The 16,554-nt window shown below is 67.8% G+C and carries 15 protein-coding genes; 5 read left to right on the top strand and 10 right to left on the bottom strand.

Annotated features, from left to right (window positions below; translation table 11 throughout):
• Nucleotides 1-5 precede the first annotated feature (5 nt).
• The 4 genes from SR870_RS21955 to SR870_RS21940 form a co-directional block, all read right to left on the bottom strand.
• Nucleotides 6-872, bottom strand: a complete 867-nt coding sequence (locus SR870_RS21955) for an ABC transporter permease subunit (protein WP_322515611.1) — start codon at nucleotides 870-872, stop codon at nucleotides 6-8.
• Nucleotides 873-972: 100 nt separating this feature from the next.
• The gene (locus SR870_RS21950; protein WP_322515610.1) at nucleotides 973-2,211 is read right to left on the bottom strand and encodes an urea ABC transporter substrate-binding protein; all 1,239 of its coding nucleotides are present in this window, start codon (nucleotides 2,209-2,211) and stop codon (nucleotides 973-975) included.
• Nucleotides 2,212-2,240: 29 nt separating this feature from the next.
• Entirely contained in the window at nucleotides 2,241-3,239 is a 999-nt protein-coding gene (locus SR870_RS21945) for an acetamidase/formamidase family protein (RefSeq protein ID WP_322515609.1), read from the bottom strand.
• Nucleotides 3,240-3,255: 16 nt separating this feature from the next.
• Complete coding sequence (locus SR870_RS21940) at nucleotides 3,256-4,656, bottom strand: amidase (RefSeq protein ID WP_322515608.1); 1,401 nt, start codon at nucleotides 4,654-4,656, stop codon at nucleotides 3,256-3,258.
• Nucleotides 4,657-5,063: 407 nt separating this feature from the next.
• Here SR870_RS21940 and SR870_RS21935 point away from each other — a divergent pair, with 407 nt between their 5' ends.
• Both SR870_RS21935 and SR870_RS21930 read left to right on the top strand, forming a co-directional pair.
• Entirely contained in the window at nucleotides 5,064-6,227 is a 1,164-nt protein-coding gene (locus SR870_RS21935; RefSeq protein WP_322515607.1) for a transporter substrate-binding domain-containing protein, read from the top strand.
• Complete coding sequence (locus SR870_RS21930) at nucleotides 6,224-6,805, top strand: ANTAR domain-containing response regulator (RefSeq protein ID WP_322515606.1); 582 nt, start codon at nucleotides 6,224-6,226, stop codon at nucleotides 6,803-6,805. The genes SR870_RS21935 and SR870_RS21930 overlap by 4 nt, the downstream gene beginning before the upstream one ends.
• A 199-nt stretch (nucleotides 6,806-7,004) precedes the next feature.
• On the opposite strand, the gene SR870_RS21925 is transcribed toward SR870_RS21930, so the two are convergent.
• Together SR870_RS21925 and SR870_RS21920 are read right to left on the bottom strand one after the other, a co-directional pair.
• Nucleotides 7,005-8,426 (bottom strand): sensor histidine kinase, encoded by a 1,422-nt coding sequence (locus SR870_RS21925; protein WP_322515605.1) that lies wholly within the window; start codon nucleotides 8,424-8,426, stop codon nucleotides 7,005-7,007.
• The gene (locus tag SR870_RS21920) at nucleotides 8,423-9,082 is read right to left on the bottom strand and encodes a response regulator transcription factor (protein ID WP_322515604.1); all 660 of its coding nucleotides are present in this window, start codon (nucleotides 9,080-9,082) and stop codon (nucleotides 8,423-8,425) included. Before SR870_RS21920 ends, SR870_RS21925 begins: the two co-directional genes overlap by 4 nt.
• Before the next feature lie 101 nt (nucleotides 9,083-9,183).
• Here SR870_RS21920 and dsbD point away from each other — a divergent pair, with 101 nt between their 5' ends.
• The 3 genes from dsbD to SR870_RS21905 are packed head-to-tail and all read left to right on the top strand — an operon-like array spanning nucleotide 9,184 to nucleotide 12,331.
• Nucleotides 9,184-10,995, top strand: a complete 1,812-nt coding sequence (dsbD, locus tag SR870_RS21915) for a protein-disulfide reductase DsbD (protein ID WP_416221106.1) — start codon at nucleotides 9,184-9,186, stop codon at nucleotides 10,993-10,995.
• Nucleotides 10,996-11,021: 26 nt separating this feature from the next.
• Nucleotides 11,022-11,654: a DsbA family protein gene (locus tag SR870_RS21910; protein ID WP_322515602.1), complete on the top strand. Its 633-nt coding sequence runs from the start codon at nucleotides 11,022-11,024 to the stop codon at nucleotides 11,652-11,654.
• Between the two features lie 23 nt (nucleotides 11,655-11,677).
• Entirely contained in the window at nucleotides 11,678-12,331 is a 654-nt protein-coding gene (locus tag SR870_RS21905) for a L,D-transpeptidase (protein ID WP_322515601.1), read from the top strand.
• A gap of 31 nt (nucleotides 12,332-12,362) precedes the next feature.
• On the opposite strand, the gene SR870_RS21900 is transcribed toward SR870_RS21905, so the two are convergent.
• The 4 genes from SR870_RS21900 to SR870_RS21885 are packed head-to-tail and all read right to left on the bottom strand — an operon-like array spanning nucleotide 12,363 to nucleotide 16,550.
• Nucleotides 12,363-13,634, bottom strand: a complete 1,272-nt coding sequence (locus SR870_RS21900) for an FAD/NAD(P)-binding oxidoreductase (protein ID WP_322515600.1) — start codon at nucleotides 13,632-13,634, stop codon at nucleotides 12,363-12,365.
• Nucleotides 13,635-13,688: 54 nt separating this feature from the next.
• Nucleotides 13,689-14,954 carry an FCSD flavin-binding domain-containing protein gene (locus SR870_RS21895; RefSeq protein WP_322515599.1) on the bottom strand — a complete coding sequence of 422 codons (1,266 nt, stop codon included), beginning with the start codon at nucleotides 14,952-14,954 and terminating at the stop codon, nucleotides 13,689-13,691.
• Nucleotides 14,951-15,415 carry a sulfide dehydrogenase gene (locus SR870_RS21890; RefSeq protein ID WP_322515598.1) on the bottom strand — a complete coding sequence of 155 codons (465 nt, stop codon included), beginning with the start codon at nucleotides 15,413-15,415 and terminating at the stop codon, nucleotides 14,951-14,953. Before SR870_RS21890 ends, SR870_RS21895 begins: the two co-directional genes overlap by 4 nt.
• A gap of 43 nt (nucleotides 15,416-15,458) precedes the next feature.
• Complete coding sequence (locus SR870_RS21885; RefSeq protein ID WP_322515597.1) at nucleotides 15,459-16,550, bottom strand: YeeE/YedE family protein; 1,092 nt, start codon at nucleotides 16,548-16,550, stop codon at nucleotides 15,459-15,461.
• Between the last annotated feature and the right edge of the window lie 4 nt (nucleotides 16,551-16,554).

Raw genomic sequence — 16,554 nt, 5'->3', positions numbered from 1 at the left:
TCCGCTCAGCGTCCACGTCGCACCAGCACGCTCGACAATCCTTCGGGCAGCACCCGGATGATCAGGATGACGGCCACCAGCATGCCGATCTGGCCGATGATCTGGCCGTAGCTCGCGTTCAGCGTCATCCGGATCGCCGCCAGCAGCAGCGCCGCCGGCGCGGTGCCGAGCAGCACATTGGCGCCGCCGATCACCACGGTGACGAAACTCTCGACCACGAAGGTCGCGCCCATGGTCGGGATCAGCGTCATGGTCGGCGCATACAGCGCGCCGCACAGGCCGGCGAGGCCGGCGCCGATGCCGAAGCTGATCGCGTAGATCCGCCCGGTGCGGGCGCCGAGCGCGCGCGCCATCGCGGCGTTCTGCATCGTCGCCCGCGCGATCACGCCGAACCGCGTCTTCATGAACACGATGAAGAGCCCGACCAGCACCGCGACCGCGGCGGCGAACAGCACCAGCCGATAGGACGAAAAGGTGTAGTCGCCGATCGCGAAGCTGCCCTCCGGCGTGCCGATGCCGCGCACCGAAGAGCCGACGATCAGCAGCATCGACTGCGTCACGATCAGACTGAGGCCCCAGGTCGCGAGCAGCGAATCCAGCGGGCGCTTGTAGAAACGGCGCACGATCAGATACTCGACCACGACGCCGATCAGCCCGGCGGTGATCGCGGCGAGAATCTGCGCGATCGGCAGCGGCACGCCGAGATTGACCAGGCCGACGGTGACGTAGGCGCCGCACATGATGAACTCGCCATGCGCCATGTTGATCACGCCCATCATGCCGAACACGATGGCGAGGCCCGCGGCCGAGAGGATCAGAAAGGCGAAGACGTCGGCGAACTGATAGAAGACCGAGAACACTTCAGCCGACATCTTGGGCTCCTGGTTGCGGAACCCGGCGCCGCAAACGCGCGGCGCCGAGGCGATGGTGATGGGTCACGCAGCTACTCTGCAAGATCAGTGCCGCGTCACGTCACGACTTCTTCGGCAGATGGCTCGGCGTGTACTGATCCTTGTCGTTCTTCTTGGTGAGATCGCAGCCGATCTCGCCGAGCCAATACGGCTGGATCGTGCCGTAATCCTTCTCGACCTTCACTTCATGCTTCGGCCCGACCGAGATCAGCCGCATCCGGTGCGACGTGTGCTGGCTCTTCGGATCGATGCAGACCTTGCCCTCGGGGGCGTCGATGCAGGCGTCGCCGGCGGCGATCACCTTGCGCATGTCCTCGAGCTTGGTCGACTTCGCCTTCTCCACCAGCGTCTTGTACATGTAGAGCGCGTTGTAGGCGTTGTAGCCCATGTCGTTGATGTACATCTCGTCGGGGAACTTGGCCTTCCAGCGCTTCTTGAAGGCTTCGGCTTCCGGCGTGTCGATCTCCTCGAACCAGTTGGCGGTGGCGTGCATGTTGTTCAGCGCCGGCGGCTTGAAGCGCTTGTGCTCGAAGCCGAGCATCACCTTGATCGACGAGCCCATCGGCAAATTGAGATTGGCGGCGGCGGCCTGTTCGAAGAACGAATCCTGCGCGGCGCCGACATTGATGGTCAGCAACCAGTCGGGCTTGGCCTTCTGGATGTTCTGGATGGTCTGGGCGAATTGCGAGACGCCGAGCGGGATGAACTCCTCGCCGACCACCTCGCCGCCGAGATCCTTCATGATCTTGCGGTTCCACTCCGCCGAGATCTGGCCGAAATTGTAGTCCGCGGCGATGACGTAGACCTTCTTGCCGAACTTCTCGACCATCCAGGGGATCAGCGTCGAGAACTGCTGCTCGGGCACCGCGCCCATGCTGATCATGCTGGCGTCGCAGACGCCGCCTTCGTACTGGTTGGTGTAGAAATACGGCGTCTTGGTGCGATCGACGATCGGGCGCACCGCCTCGCGCGACGCCGAGGTGATGCCGCCGATCAGCACGTCGACCTTGTCGCGGTTGAGCAGGCGGCGGGCGAATTCCTGATAACGCGCATTGTCGCCCTGCGGATCGAGATGGATCAGCTCGATCTGCCGGCCCAGAATGCCGCCGCTCTTGTTGATCTCCTCGACCGCGAGCTGCGAGCCGTGCAGCTTCGGCATGCCCATGAAGGCGAGATCGCCGGAGATGTCCTCGAGCAGGCCGACCTTGAGGGGCGGGTCGGCGGCGTGAGCAGCGAACGGCGCGAGCGCTCCGAGCGCGAGGCCGAGCACGGCCGTGCGAAGCAAATGTCTGGTGTGCATGTCTGATCGTCCCCTTGTTGCGAGCCGAGTTACGCCTTGAGGTAGTTCTTCAGGATCGACGCCCCCATGGTGTATTTGGGGTCGACCATGTTGCCGAGGCGGATGCGGCCGGCCTGGCTGAGCAGCATGTAGGCGTCGATCTCGTCGAAGCCGTAATCGGACGCCATCCAGCGCGTCAGCTCGCGATAGGCGATCCGCGCCGCGTCCTCGAGCGGGCGCGCGCTGCCGATCGTCATGATGAAGTCCTTCGTCTCCAGCCGCGGCCAGGCGAAGTGCCAGTCCTTGATCAGATCGACCTGCAGCGTCACGGTGGCGCGCTGTTCCAGTGCCACGCCGGACAGTTCGCCGTCGCCCTGGGTGGCGTGGCAGTCGCCGACATAGAGCAGCGCGCCCTCGGTGTGCACCGGCAGATAGATCACCGCGCCGGGCGCGACGTCGGGCAGATCCATGTTGCCGCCGTGATAATCCGGCTGCAGCGACGAGATCGCCTCGATCTCCGGCGAGACGCCGATGGTGCCGATGAACGGCTCGTAGGGCAGCGTGATCTTGTCGCTCCATTTGATGCCGTCGCGATCGACATGGAGCTTCCGGACCCGCTCCGGCAGCGGCGGATTGAGCAGCGCGGTCTGCCCGGTGCCGACCAGGCCGCCGAATTCCGGCATGATGCAGGTGGTGCCGGCGGGCTGCTCGCCGCGGGTCTCGACGTCGCGGATATAGACCGCGAGGCAGTCGCCCTTCCTGGCGCCCTCGACGGCGATCGGGCCGCATTGCGGGTTGAGATAGGGGAAGTTCAGCTTCGCGGTCGGGCTGTCGGTCTCGCTGGTGATCGCGCCGCCGAACGCATCCTCGGTCTCGACCACGACGACCGAGCCGGGCTCGATCGACAGCGTCGGCTTGGCATAGGGACCGTAGACGTAGTGAAACGCGCCCTGCTGTTCGATCGTCAGACTATGCGTCGCGCCGGCCGCGCCCTTGGCGACGCCGCGCTGCGCCATGATCGAACTCTTCAACCAATCTTCCGATGACATAGAGACTCCTTCGGACTCAGAGAGCGGGATGGCGACTGTGCCAGTCGGTGGCGCGCTGGAACGCGTCGCCGGCGGCGACCAGGCGCGCCTCGTCGAAATGGCGGCCGACGAACTGGAACGCGATCGGGCCGCCGTTCGCCGCGAAGCCGCCGGGCAGCGTGATGGTCGGGCTGCCGGTCATGTCGAACGGACAGGTGAAGCGCAGCAGTCCGCCGATCAGCGAGGCGTCCTCGCCGAGCGACGCCATCTTGGCCAGCGTCGGCACCGCATAGGCCTGCGCCGGCACGGCGATCAGATCCACCGTCTCGAACAGCGCCCGGACCGCACCGCGGAACGCTTCGCGCCGCAGCACGATCTTCTGATAGTCCATGCCGGATTGGGCGCGGCCGAGGTCGAGCAGCCCCGCAAGGCCCGGGCCGTATTCGTCCTTGCGCGCCGGATAGGTCGCCTCGTGCGCCACCGCCGCCTCGATGCCGCACAGCGGAAACCAGTCGTCGGTCACCGCCTGCGCATCCGGGAAGACGATCTCGGTGATCGTCGCGCCGAGGTCCTTGGCGACGCGCAGCGCGTCGTCGAGCACCTTCGCGGCGGCCTCGTCGGTGCCCTGCGTGGTCCAGCGGCGATCGATGCCGATCACCACGCCTTTCAGATCGCCCGGCAGATTCGCCGTGTAGTCCGGCACGGCCAGCGGCACCGCCGTGGTGTCGTTCGGATCGGCGCCGGCGATCACGCTCAGCATCGCGCCGCAATCGATCGCGCTGCGCGCCATCGGGCCGATGTGATCGAGCGTGGCGGCGAGTTCATAGGCGCCGTAACGGCTGACCCGGCCCCAGCTCGGCTTCAGCCCGGTGATGCCATTGGCGGCCGACGGAAACCGGATCGAGCCGCCGGTGTCGGTGCCGAGCGAGCCGAAGCACAGCCCGGCCGCGGTGGCCGAGCCCGAGCCGCTCGACGACGCGCCCGACCACAATTCGGCGTCCCACGGATTCTTCGGCGGATCGATCTTCGGGTGATGATCGGCGTAGGCGCCTTCGGTCTGCTGCAGCTTGCCGAGAATGATCGCACCGGCGTCCTTCAGCCGCGTCACCACGGTGGCGTCTTCCGTCGGGCGGAAGTCGCGATGGATGGTCATGCCGTGCGCCGCCGGCACGCCCTTGACCCAGCACAGATCCTTGACGGCGATCGGCACGCCGTGCAGCGGGCTCCTGATCCTGCCGGCGGCGATCTCCTTCTCGGCGGCCGCGGCTTCGTCCAGCGCCAGTTCGGGCGTGACGGTGGCGTAGCTCTTCAGTTGGCCGTCGAGCTTGTCGATGCGTTGCAGCATCGCCTGCGTGACCTCGACCGGCGAGAGCTTCTTCGCCTGAATGTCGCGGCCGATCTCGATCAGTCCGCGATAATGAAGATCCGTCGTCGCCATCCGCATTCACTCCCCAACCAGTTCTTCGTGCGCGACCGTCCGCGCATGCGGCCGCGTTTCGGCGATGCGTGGGCATCGCCAATCGGTCGTCAGCGGCAAAACGAAAAAAGCCACCCGTCCCCCGAAACGGGGCGACGAATGGCTCGGATGCCGCGGCTATGATCTTTCGCTCGGGCGCGCGATCGAACGTGTCAGTCGAACCCGGATTCGGACGTCGTCGGCCAAATACAAGTTCAGTTCGATCAGCAACCCAACGACGAAAGTCTAGGGTGGGGAGCTTCGCAATGTCAACGAGGCAGCTTGCACAAATCCTGCACGAGTGCTGCGCAGCAATTCGGCAGCGGCGCTCTTGATCAGTTCGCGGCGTTGGTGATCTCATGCGCGCCCTGCGCCAGCGAAAGCGATCCATGACGAAGCCGTCGATCCCGGTCGGACTTCTGAGTTCGAAATCCGGCCCCTATCAGGCGATGGGGCGCGAGATCCTGAAGTCGGCGCTGATGGCGATCGACGAGGTCAACGACAGCCCCGATTTCGATTTCAGCTTCACCGCCCATGTCCGCGATCCCGGCGGCGTCATCTCGGAATATCACACCGCCTGCGACGATCTGATCCGCAATGTCGGCGTCGACCACATCGTCGGCTGCTACACCTCGGCGTCGCGCAAGCAGGTGCTGCCGATCGTCGAGCGCACCGAGCGGCTATTGTGGTATCCGGCGCGCTACGAAGGCTTCGAGTGCTCCGACAACGTGATGTATGTCGGCGCGTCGCCCAATCACAACGTGGTGCCGCTGGTGCGCTACGTGCTCGACAATCTCTCGCGCCAGATCTTCTGCGTCGGCTCCAACTACGTCTGGACCTGGGAGACCAACCGCGTCACCCGCGAACTGGTCACCGCCGCGGACGGCCGCATCGTCGCCGAGCGGCTGCTCGAACTCGGCGAAGGCCGGGTCGCGCACATCGTCGACGAGATCGTGCGGCGCAAGCCGCCGATCGTGTTCAACACGCTGGTCGGCAGTTCGAGCTACGATTTCATCCGCGCTTTCCAGGCCGGCACCGCCGCCGCGGGCCTCGGCATCCCGATGCTGAGTTGCAGCCTGTGCGAGCCGGAGCTGAAGATCGTCGGCCCCGCTTCCGCCGGCTGCATCACCTCCTCGGCGTATTTCGAGAGCATCGACCTGCCGGAGAACCGCGCCTTCGTGGCGCGCTGGAAGGCGCGCTACGGCGACGACAGCAGCCCCTCGGTCGACGGCCAATCGGCCTATGTGGCGGTGTTCCTGCTGGCGCGTGCGGTGCAGCGCGCCGGCACGTCGCAGGTGAACGAAGTCCGCCGCGCCGCCGCCTTCTATCGTTACGACTCGCCGCAGGGTCCGGTGTGGATCGACGGCGACAACAATCACTGCGTCCTCACGCCGCGGCTCGCCGTTTCCAACGCGCAAGGGCAGTTCGATATCTTCTGGGAAGCGGATGCTCCCGTGAAGCCCGACCCTTATTTGTCGCAACTCGACGTCGCGGTCCGGCCGTCGCAAGACGGGCGGGTCCCGAACGCGCCTCACCTGAGGATCGTCAAATGAGCAAGCCGTCGTCTTTCTCGCTCCGCGGCCGCAAGGCCCTCGCCGCCATCAAGGACGAACGCGACGCGTCGATCGTCCGCCGGCAGTTCGATCGGCTCGGCATCGAATTGTCGGCGTGGACGCCGGGCGCGCCGGCCGGCGCCGCCGACGTCGTGCTGATCGACGACGATTTTCTGCCGCTGGCCACCGCGGATGCGCGAATTCCGGAGGGCGGCGCCGTCATCGTGCTGCTCGGCACCGAGACGCCGAGCCGGCTGAAGCTGGTACTCGATCTCGACCCGGCGTCGTTCCTGATCAAGCCGCTGCGCTCGGCGGGCATCTATGCCGCGCTGGTGATGGCGTTCGAACGGCTCGAGCGCAACAACGACATCAAACACCAGCTCGCCAAGATGGACGCGCGGTTGCGGGCGCGGCGTGTTGTGCTGACCGCCGTGCTGCAGGTGATGCAGACGCATGGGCTGGCCGAACCCGCCGCCTTCGCGCTGATCCGGCGCACCGCGATGGAGCAGCGCAAGACCATCGAGCAGGTCGCGGCCGAACTGGTCGCGCAGGGGCAGTTGCCGCGCGCGGCCGGGTAGAGAGCCGTTCTGTCCCTGATGGAATCAGCACTGGCGCTCCGGGACACTCACCACAGGCACAACCTCATGGTGAGGAGGCGCGTAGCGCCGTCTCGAACCATGCGCCACGGGCCCAGCGTCGCCGCATCCTTCGAGACGCCCGGCTTCGCCGGGCTCCTCAGGATGAGGAGTCCGTGCATCTGGCAACGGCCATATCGCTTCAATCAATCGATGAAGTGCTCCAGGCGCTACGCACGGGCCCCGCGCCGGCGCCGCGCGGCTGCTGACGGGGCCGGCTTCCGCCGCCTGGAGGGCGCAGGACGATCTCGGCTCGAAATCCCCGGCGATCGGGGCGATTGCCGGTCTGCAGATCGGCGCCGGTGCGATCCAGCGCCAGCGCCGCGATGGTCAGGCCGAGGCCGCTGCCGATCGCCGACTTGTTGCGACCGCGGAAGAAGCGCTGGCCGAGTTTCGGCAACTCGTCCTCCGGCACACCGGGGCCGGTGTCCTCGATCACGATCGAGCGCGGCGATGCGCCCGCGCGCCATCGCACCTCGCCGCCGCCCGGCATGTGCTGGATCGCGTTCTCCTGCAGATTGCGGATCGCCAGTTCGAGACATTCGCGATTGCCGCTCCACGTCACGCCGGCAAGATCGTCGTCGATCGCGACGGCGACGGCCTCGGGACGCGGCGTCATTCGCGCCACGTCGTCGATCAGCGACCGGATCGCGACGCTGCCGTGATCGTCGGTTTCCGCCTGTGCGTCGAGCCGCGCCAGCGTCAGCAACTGGCGCACCAGCCGCGTCGCGCGATCGACCGCCACCAGAATCTGCTGCAGCGCCGCCCGCGCCACCGCCGGATCGGTGGTCGCCAATGCGACCTGCGCCTGGGTCTTGAGCCCGGTCAGAGGACTGCGCAGCTCGTGCGCCGCGAACGCTGTGATCTCGCGCTCGTGCCGCCGCGCCAGCGCGACTTTGTCGAACAGCGTGTTGAGCGCGTCGGCGAGCGGCATCACCTCGGAGGGCGTGCGGCTGGCGTCGACCGGGCGCATGTCGTCGGCGTCGCGGCCGACCAGATCGGAGGCGATCACCTGCAGCGGCCGCAGCCCGCGACCGACGCTGATCCAGATCAGCAGGCCGAGCAGCGGCGCGATCAGCAATGCCGGCCACAGCAGTCCCTTGACCAGATCGGCGACCAGCCGGTCGCGCAGCCCGAGCCGGTCGCCGACCAGCACGCGATAGCCTCTGGCGGCATCCTCCGTCGCATAGACCCGCCAGGTTTCGCCGTCGATCTGCCGATCGGAAAATCCCGCGCCCTGATCGCTGAGACTCCGATCCGGCGCGCCGCTCGACCGCGCGATCAGCCGGCCCTGCACCGACCACACCTGGCAGGACAATTGCCGCTCGTAATTGCCGGGCGTCGCCGGCGCTGACGCAACATCCGGCAGCGCCTCGGGGACGCGGCCCTCCATATTGCCGACCAGCGAGACGACCATGCGGGCCGCCTCCTGCAGCCGCGCATCGAGCACGTGCTCGAGCTCGCGCTGGCTGCTCGTGTAGATCCACGTCACCGCGGCGATCCAGACGATGCCGGTGGCGCCGAACAGCACCAGGAACAGGCGAAGACGCAGCGATCCGATCATAGCGGTCTCATCCGATAGCCGACGCCGCGCACGGTCTCGATCGCGGCGCGCCCGAGCTTGGCGCGGAGATTGTGGATGTGGACTTCGACGGCGTTGCTTTCGACCTCGTCGCCCCAGCCGTACAGCCGCTCCTCGAGTTCGCCGCGCGAGCGCAGCACGCCGGGCCGCTCCATCAGCGCGTGCAGCACCGCGAATTCGCGGCGCGACAGCGGCACCGCTGCGCCGTCCAGCGTCGCATTGTTGTCGGCCGGAAACAGCCGGATCGCGCCGTGTTCGAGGCAGGTCGCGGCGCGGCCGTCGCGGCGGCGGATGATCGCGCGCAGCCGCGCGCCGAGTTCGTCGAGATCGAACGGTTTGCCGAGATAATCGTCGGCGCCGGAATCCAGCCCCGCGATCCGGTCGCCGACCTCGTCGAGCGCGGTCAGCAGCAGCACCGGCGTGGTGTCGCCGCCGGCGCGCAATCTGCGCAGCAGATCGATGCCGCTGCCGTCGGGCAACATGATGTCGAGCACGACGGCCGAGAACGTGTTGGCGGCCAGCGCGGCCGCCGCATCCTCGCAATTTTCGACGCAATCGATGCTCGCACCGGCCAGCGTCAGCCCGGCGCGGATGCCGTCCGCGATCATCGCATCGTCCTCGACCACCAGGATTCTCATCGCGAGCTGTTCTCCACGCCCCTGCTCTCGGCCGCGCGCCTTAAGGCTGGCTTAAGCTGGGCGACGACACTGCCGCTATTCCATCCAGGCCCCGGGGAACCATGGCAGTCCGACTCTTCCGCATGCTCATCCTGCTCGTCGCGATCGCAGCGGGAGGCGGCATGGCGCATGCCGCCGGTCCGGCCAAAACCGCACCGTTCCAGCTCGGCGTTCAGCCCGGCGCCGACGGCGTCGACCTGACCTGGCGGATCGCCCCGGGCGATTATCTCTACCGCGACAAGATCGTCGTCACCACCGCCGACGGCGCCCGCGTCGCGCTGCGGATGCCGGCCGGCGAGGTCAAGGACGATCCGAATTTCGGCATGACCGAGGTCTATCACCACGGCCTGACCGCGACGATTCCGGCCGATGCGGTGAACGGCGCGGGCCGGCTGACGGTGAGCTATCAGGGCTGCGCCGAGCGCGGTATCTGCTATCCGCCGGTGACGGCGAGCGTCGATCTCGGCACCTATCAGGTGTCGGTCGCCGGCGGCGCGACGCCGAGCGCGGGCCCGGCCTGGCCCTCGGACATGCCGACGCTGCCGGACCTCGCTGAGCCCGCGGAGACGCCCGCGCCCTTCGCGGATTCGATGCTGCCGTCGATGACGCAGGGCTGGCTGCCGCTGCTGCTGGCGTTCGCCGGATTCGGGCTGCTGCTCGCCTTCACGCCCTGCGTGCTGCCGATGGTGCCGATCGTCGCCGCCATGCTGACGCGCTCCGGCCCCGACCTCTCGCCGGCGCGCGGCTTCGCGCTGGCCTCGATCTACACCCTGGCAATGGCTATGGCTTACGCCGCCCTCGGCGTCGCGGCGGCGTGGTCCGGACAGAATTTGCAGAGCGCGTTGCAGGCGCCGCTGGCGCTGGCGGTGATGGCGTCGATCTATGTGGCGCTGGCGCTGTCGAGCTTCGGCCTGTTCGAGCTGCAACTGCCGGCGCGGTTCGGCGGCGATCTCGCCGGCCGCCTGCATGGCCGCGCCGGGCCGTGGCTCGGCGCCGCCGCGCTCGGCTTCACCTCGGCGCTGATCGTCGGGCCGTGCGTGACACCGCCGCTGGCGGCGGCGCTGCTCTATGTCGCGCAGACCGGCGACACGCTGCGCGGCGCCGCGGCGCTGTTCGCGCTCGGCCTCGGCATGGGCTTTCCGCTGATCCTGGTCGGGCTGTTCGGCGCCGGCGTGCTGCCGCGCTCCGGCCCGTGGCTGGTGACGATCCGCAAACTGTTCGGCTTCGCGTTTCTCGGCCTCGCGGTCGCCTTGATCTCGCGGGTGCTGCCGGGATCGGTGGCGTTGCTGCTGTGGGCCGGCCTCGCCATCGGCCTCGCGGCGTTTCTCGGCGCGTTCGATCGGCTCGAGCCGCTCGGCGGCGCGACGCGGCGATTCGGCAAGGCGGCGGGCGTCGCCGTCTTCGTCTATGGCGCGACGCTGATCGTCGGCGCCGCCGGCGGCAGCGACGATCCGCTGCGGCCGCTCGCGGTGTTCGGCGCCGACCAGCCCGCGGCGACGGCGATCTTCGCCCGGACGGTGACGTCGATACCCGCGCTCGATCAGGCGATCAGCGACGGCCGCGCGCGCGGCAAGCCGATCATGATCGACTTCTCCGCCGACTGGTGCACCTCGTGCAAGACAATGGAGCGCGACGTGTTCGGCGATCCCGCGGTCCGGCGGCGGCTGAACGACGTCACGCTGATCCGCGCCGACGTCACCCGGACCAACGCCGAGACCGCGGCGCTGATGAAGCGCTTCGAAATCGTCGGCCCGCCGACGGTGGTGTTTCTCGACCGGCAGGACGGCCGCGAAATCACCGCCGCCCGCACCGTCGGCGAGGTGTCGGCCGACAGTTTCTTCCAGACGCTGCAGCGTATCGGCGCGTCGTCCTGACCATCATCGTCCAACAGGAGCATTCCATGAACCGCAGACAATCCCTGATGATCCTCGGCGCGCTCGCCACCGTGCCGCTGGTGAAGTTCTTCAGCGGGCCGTCGGCCTGGGCGGAGGGCGTCGACGTCAAGGCGATCCTGAGCGACCCGGACGCGCCGGAGGCCGGCAATCCGAAGGGCAATCTCACGATCGTGACGTATTTCGACTACAACTGTCCGTACTGCAAGAAATCCGAGCCCGACCTCGAAAAAGTGGTGCGCGACGACGGCAAGATCCGGCTGGTCTACAAGGACTGGCCGATCCTGAGCGAGGCATCGGTGTACGGCGCGCAGATGGCGCTGGGCGCGAAGTATCAGGGCAAGTATCAGGCGGCGCACGACGCGCTGATGGCGATCCCCGGACGCGGGATCTCGAAGGACCAGATGCGCGACGCCGTCGCGGCGGCGGGCGTCGACATGACGAAGCTGCAGAGCGATCTCGGCGCCCATGGCGACGCCATCACGGCGCTGCTGCGCCGCACGCTGTCGCAGGCCGACGCGATGGGGCTGCAGGGAACGCCGGTGTACCTGATCGGGCCCTACAAGGTCGCCGCCGCGCTCGACGCCGCCGCGTTCAAAAAGGTGGTCGATCAGGCCCGCGCCCGCCCGCCCGCGAAGTGACCGGCGTGGAATTTCAGCCGCCGATGTCCGTCCGGTCCTGGTTCGCCCTCGTCGCCGTCGCCGTCACGCTCGGCGGCTGCGTCACCCAATCCGAGGCCGAACTGAATCCCGGCCCGCCGAAGAGCATGGTGGGTGCCGCGATCGCGGCGCGCTATGCGGCGATCGACACCGACAAACACCCGATCGCCGGCATCGAGCCGGACGAGCTGCAGCCGGCCTATGTGCGGCAACTGGTGGAGTACAAGACCGACGAGCCGCCGGGGACCGTCGTGGTCGATCCGCACCGGCGCTTTCTCTATCTGGTGATGGAAGGCGGCAAGGCGCTGCGCTACGGCGTCGGCGTCGGCAAGGCCGGGCTGGAGTTCAGCGGCACCGCCCATGTCGGACGCAAGGCCGAGTGGCCGCATTGGACCCCGACCAAGAACATGATCGCGCGCGAGCCGCAGCGCTACGGCAAATGGGCGAAGGGCATGGACGGCGGCGCCGCCAATCCGCTCGGCCCGCGGGCGCTGTATCTGTTCAAGGACGGCAAGGACACGCTGTACCGGATCCACGGCACCACCGAACCCGAAACGATCGGCAAGGCGGTGTCGTCGGGCTGCATCCGGATGCTGAACCAGGACGTGATCGATCTTTACAGCCGCGTGCCGAAGGGCGCCAAGGTGGTCGTCAAATAGCGCCGCGCCCGATCGGGTCGACGCGCAGCGCTCAGCCGAAAATGTCCGTCGTCATGCCGATGTACCAGCCGGCCGCCTCGCGCGCCTGCTTGGCGCGGAGCTCCGCGCTTTCGTCGAGCTGCGAGGTGTAGGGATCGGACGCCACGATCCTGCCGTTCTGCGGCGCGTAGCGGGCGCCGTTTTTGATCGCGTCGTCGGGGGCGATGTCGCTCCAGCAATGATTGGTGAAGCGGATCGGCATCCGCCGCTCGCCGAGCAGCTCGGCGCGCAGGATCATCGCCGCGCCCTTCGCCTCGTTGTTGGCGGCGAAGCCGGATTTCGGAAATTCACCGCCGGTCGCGGAATCGCCGATCACCTGGATCGACGGATCGAGCAGCGAGGTCATGGTCTCGGCATTGACCGGACAGAAGCCGCTGGCGTCGGCGAGGCCGGCATCGCGCGCGAGCTTCCCCGCGATCTGCGGCGGGATGACGTTGACCAGCGCCGCCTTGTGGGTCTCGAAATCGGTGGTCACGGTCATCGCCTTGGGATCGACCGCCTTGATGCCGCCGTGGATGGTGGGGTCCTGCCATTCGATCATGCCGGGGTAGTGGCGCTCCCAGCCGTCGATGAACAGCGTCTGCATCGCGAAATGATCCTTGGCGTCGAGAATGACGATGCGGGCGTCCTTCACGCCACGCGTCTTCAGCGCATAGGCCATCATCGAGGCGCGCTCGTAGGGCGCCGGCGGGCAGCGATACGGATTGGGCGGCGCGATGATCACGATCAGCGCGCCGTCGCCGAGCGCGTCGAGTTTGCTTTTCAGCAGCTTGAACTGCGCGCCGCCGCGATAGCCGTGCGGCATCGTCTCGGCGGCGGTTTCGGAATAGCCCGGCACGGCGTCCCAGCGGAAATCGATTCCGGGCGACAGCACCAGCCGGTCGTAGGACAGCCGCGCGCCGCTGGCGGTAAGCACCTGCCTGGCGTCGCGGTCGATCGCCGTGACGCTGTCGAACACCATGCCGACGCCGCGCGCGGCGATGCCCTCGTAGCCGTAGCTCAGCGTCTCGAACGGCTTCAGCCCGCCGAGATACAGGTTCGAGGTGAACGGCGTGACGTAGCTGCGGTTGGCTTCGACCAGCGTCACCTCGACGGCATCGTCGCCGTGGCGCAGATACTTCGCCGCGGTGGCGCCGCCCGCCCCGCCGCCGAGCACCACGACCTTCGGCCGCGCTTTGGCGATCGCCGGACAGGCGAGCAACGCGGCGGCGGCCGCGGCGCCGCGGATCGCGTCGCGGCGACTGATCAGGATCGGTTTCGGCACGTGATGTCTCCGGACGAAAAGGCGAGCCGGCGCAGTGCACCGACTCGCGCGGTCTCAGGTGAAGATGTCGGCGGTGATGCCGGCATACCAGCCCATGTTTTCTTCGGCGGTCTGGAAGCGGAGGCCGGAATCCTCGCCGGTCTTCGAGACGAAGCCCTCGACCTCAGCGATGGCGCCGTCCTTCGGCTCGTAGCGGCCGCCGACCTTGACCGTATCGTCCTTCGCCAGCACCGACCAGCAGGTGTTGGCATAGCGCGCCGGGAAGGTGCGCGCCCCGGTCAGTTCGCCGCGCACCGCATTCGCCACCACCTTGGCCTGGCTGTTGGCGGCGAACGCCGATTTCGGCATCGCACCGGCGATCGCCGCGTCGCCGAGGACGTAGATATTCGGATCAAGCGCCGACTTCATGTTGGCGGCCTCCACCGGACAGTAGCCGGTCTGGTTGGCGAGACCGGCGTCGCGCGCGATTCTGCCGGCCATCTGCGCCGGGATGACGTTGACCATCGCCGCCTGGATGGTTTCGAAATCGGTGGTCACCGTCATCGCCTTGGGATCGACCGATTTCACCCCGCCGTGCATCTTCGGGTCCATCCACTCGACCATGCCGGGATAGTGCTTCTGCCAGCCCTCCTGGAACAGCGCCATCTTGGAGAACTTGTCCTTCGGATCGATCACGATGATCTTGGATTTGGTGTGACCCTTGGCCTTCAGCACCTTGGCCATCACCGAGACCCGTTCATATGGTCCGGGCGGGCAGCGAAACGGATTCGGCGGCGCCAGCATCACGATGGTGGCGCCGTCCTCGACCGCGTCGAGCTGCTTCTTCACCAGCAGCGTCTGCGCGCCGGGCTTCCAGCCATGCGGCATGATTTCGGCGGCGGCCTCGGAATAGCCGGGCACGGAGTCGAACTTGATGTCGATGCCGGGCGCGACCACCAGCCGGTCGTAGTCGAGCGTACTGCCGTCGGCGAGCCGGACCTGCTTCTTGTCGCGGTCGATCGCGGCCGCCATCTGCCGGACGTGCTTCACGCCGTAGCCGCCGAGCTTGTAGGGGTGGGTGATCGACTCCATGCTGCGCATGTCGCCGAGGACCAGGTTGGAGTGGAAGCAGGTGATGAACTTCTCCAGCGGCTCGACCATGGTGACGTCGATCGCGCCTTGCGAGTCGCGTGCGACGTACTTCGCCACCGTCGCCCCGCCCGGTCCGCCGCCGATCACCACGACGCGCGGCTTGGTCTGCGCGCGCAACACGCCGGGCATCGCGATGAGACTTGCGGCCGCCAGCAGGCCGGTCGAGAATTGGCGTCTGTCGATGGTCATTTCTTCCCCTCCATGGTCGATGTGAATGCGCGGACGTCCCCGGTCCGGTCGGTATTGCGCTCGTCCTTTTCTTGTTCGAGGCTGCCGAAATAGCTCGCGAGCGCGGCGATCTCCTCGTCGTTGAATTTGGCGGCGATCGCCCGCATCACCTGGTTGTCGCGGATCTTGCCGCGATATTCGGTGAGCGCTTCGATCAGTTCAGGCTCGGCGCGGCCGACGATCGACGGAATGCCGTCGAACCGACCGCTGAGCTGATGGCAGGTGACGCATTCGCTGGAGAGATATTCGCCGAGCTCGCGGTCGCCGGCCGCGGCGGCGCCAGCCGCGACGCACAGCGCCACGCCGGCGACGGCCGCGCGCAGCGCCGCGGACACGCCGCGCGCCGGACGCATCGCCTGCGCGGCACGTATCGCCCGCGTTCCTCGCGCGGCACGCGGCGGCGCTCGGCCGGTCGTGGCCATTCTGCTTCCTCCCAGACGTTTCCTGTCTACTGTCGATGCCGGCTTAATTGCCGGTCTGGTTCGTCGTCAGCGCGGGCGCGAGCGCCGCCGCCTTCGCATCAATCAAAGTGTGCATCACCAGCGCGCCCAGCCACATCGCCGCCAGCGCGAGCCATGCGGTGACCGCGAAGATCGATCCGCCGGTGACGCCCGCGCCGACCGCGCAGCCGCCCGCCAGCATGCCGCCGAAGCCCATCAGGAAGGCGCCGGCGGCGTAGCGCCCCATGCTCAGCCCGTCGTGAAAGCCCTGCAGCTTCCACTCCCGGCCGATCAGCGCAGCGACCAGCGAGCCGGCGAACACGCCGGGCACCAGGCCGATATCGAAGCCGAGCGGCACCGAGGGCGAATTGATCAGCCCCATCAGCGTATCCGCCGACGGCCCGGTGAAGCTCACGCTCTTGACCGTGGTCGGCTCGAACGCATGCAGCGACAGCGTGTAGGTGACCAGCCAGCCGGCCGTCACCGCCAACCCGACGCCGATCGCGGCGATCCCGTTGACGATGCCGATCCGGTTGCGCCACGCCAGCCAGAACGCGACCGCGAGCCCGAACGCGCCGAGCGATGCGCCGACCACCGACCCGACATGCGCGACGCTGAGCAGATTGCGCGCGGCGCCGCCCGGCAACGTCCAGAGCTGCGACAGGAATTCCCGCGCCGGCGACAGCACGCCGCGCAGCGAGGCCTGCGCCACGATCGTCAAAATCAGTCCGGTGACCAGCGCGCGAAGATTGCCGGTTCCCGACAGCACCAGCAGCCGGCTGGCGCAACCGCGCGACAGCACCATGCCGGCGCCGAACATCAGCCCGCCGATCGCCGCGCCCGACAGGCTTCCGGTCGCGGCGAGCTGGCGCGCCTCGGAGACATCGAGAAGTCCGGTGGAGATCGCCGCCTGGGTCGCGGCCACCGCGGCCGAGAACGTCAGCAGCCACACCGCGAGCTTGGGCCCGAACGAGCCTTCGGAGAACTCGATCACCGCCGCGCGCAGACAGAATTTGCTGCGCTCGGCGCACGCCCCGAACGCGAGGCCCACCGCCAGACCGCCTGCGGTCAGCGCGGCGGTTTCGCCGAAGCGTTCGATGAGCAGATCGAGATTCAAGGAT

It is taken from the genome of Rhodopseudomonas palustris, from assembly GCF_034479375.1.
GTDB classification, from domain to species: Bacteria; Pseudomonadota; Alphaproteobacteria; order Rhizobiales; family Xanthobacteraceae; genus Rhodopseudomonas; species Rhodopseudomonas palustris_M.
The sequence above is the reverse complement of the archived record's forward strand: the minus strand, read 5'-3'. Positions and strand labels throughout refer to the sequence as shown.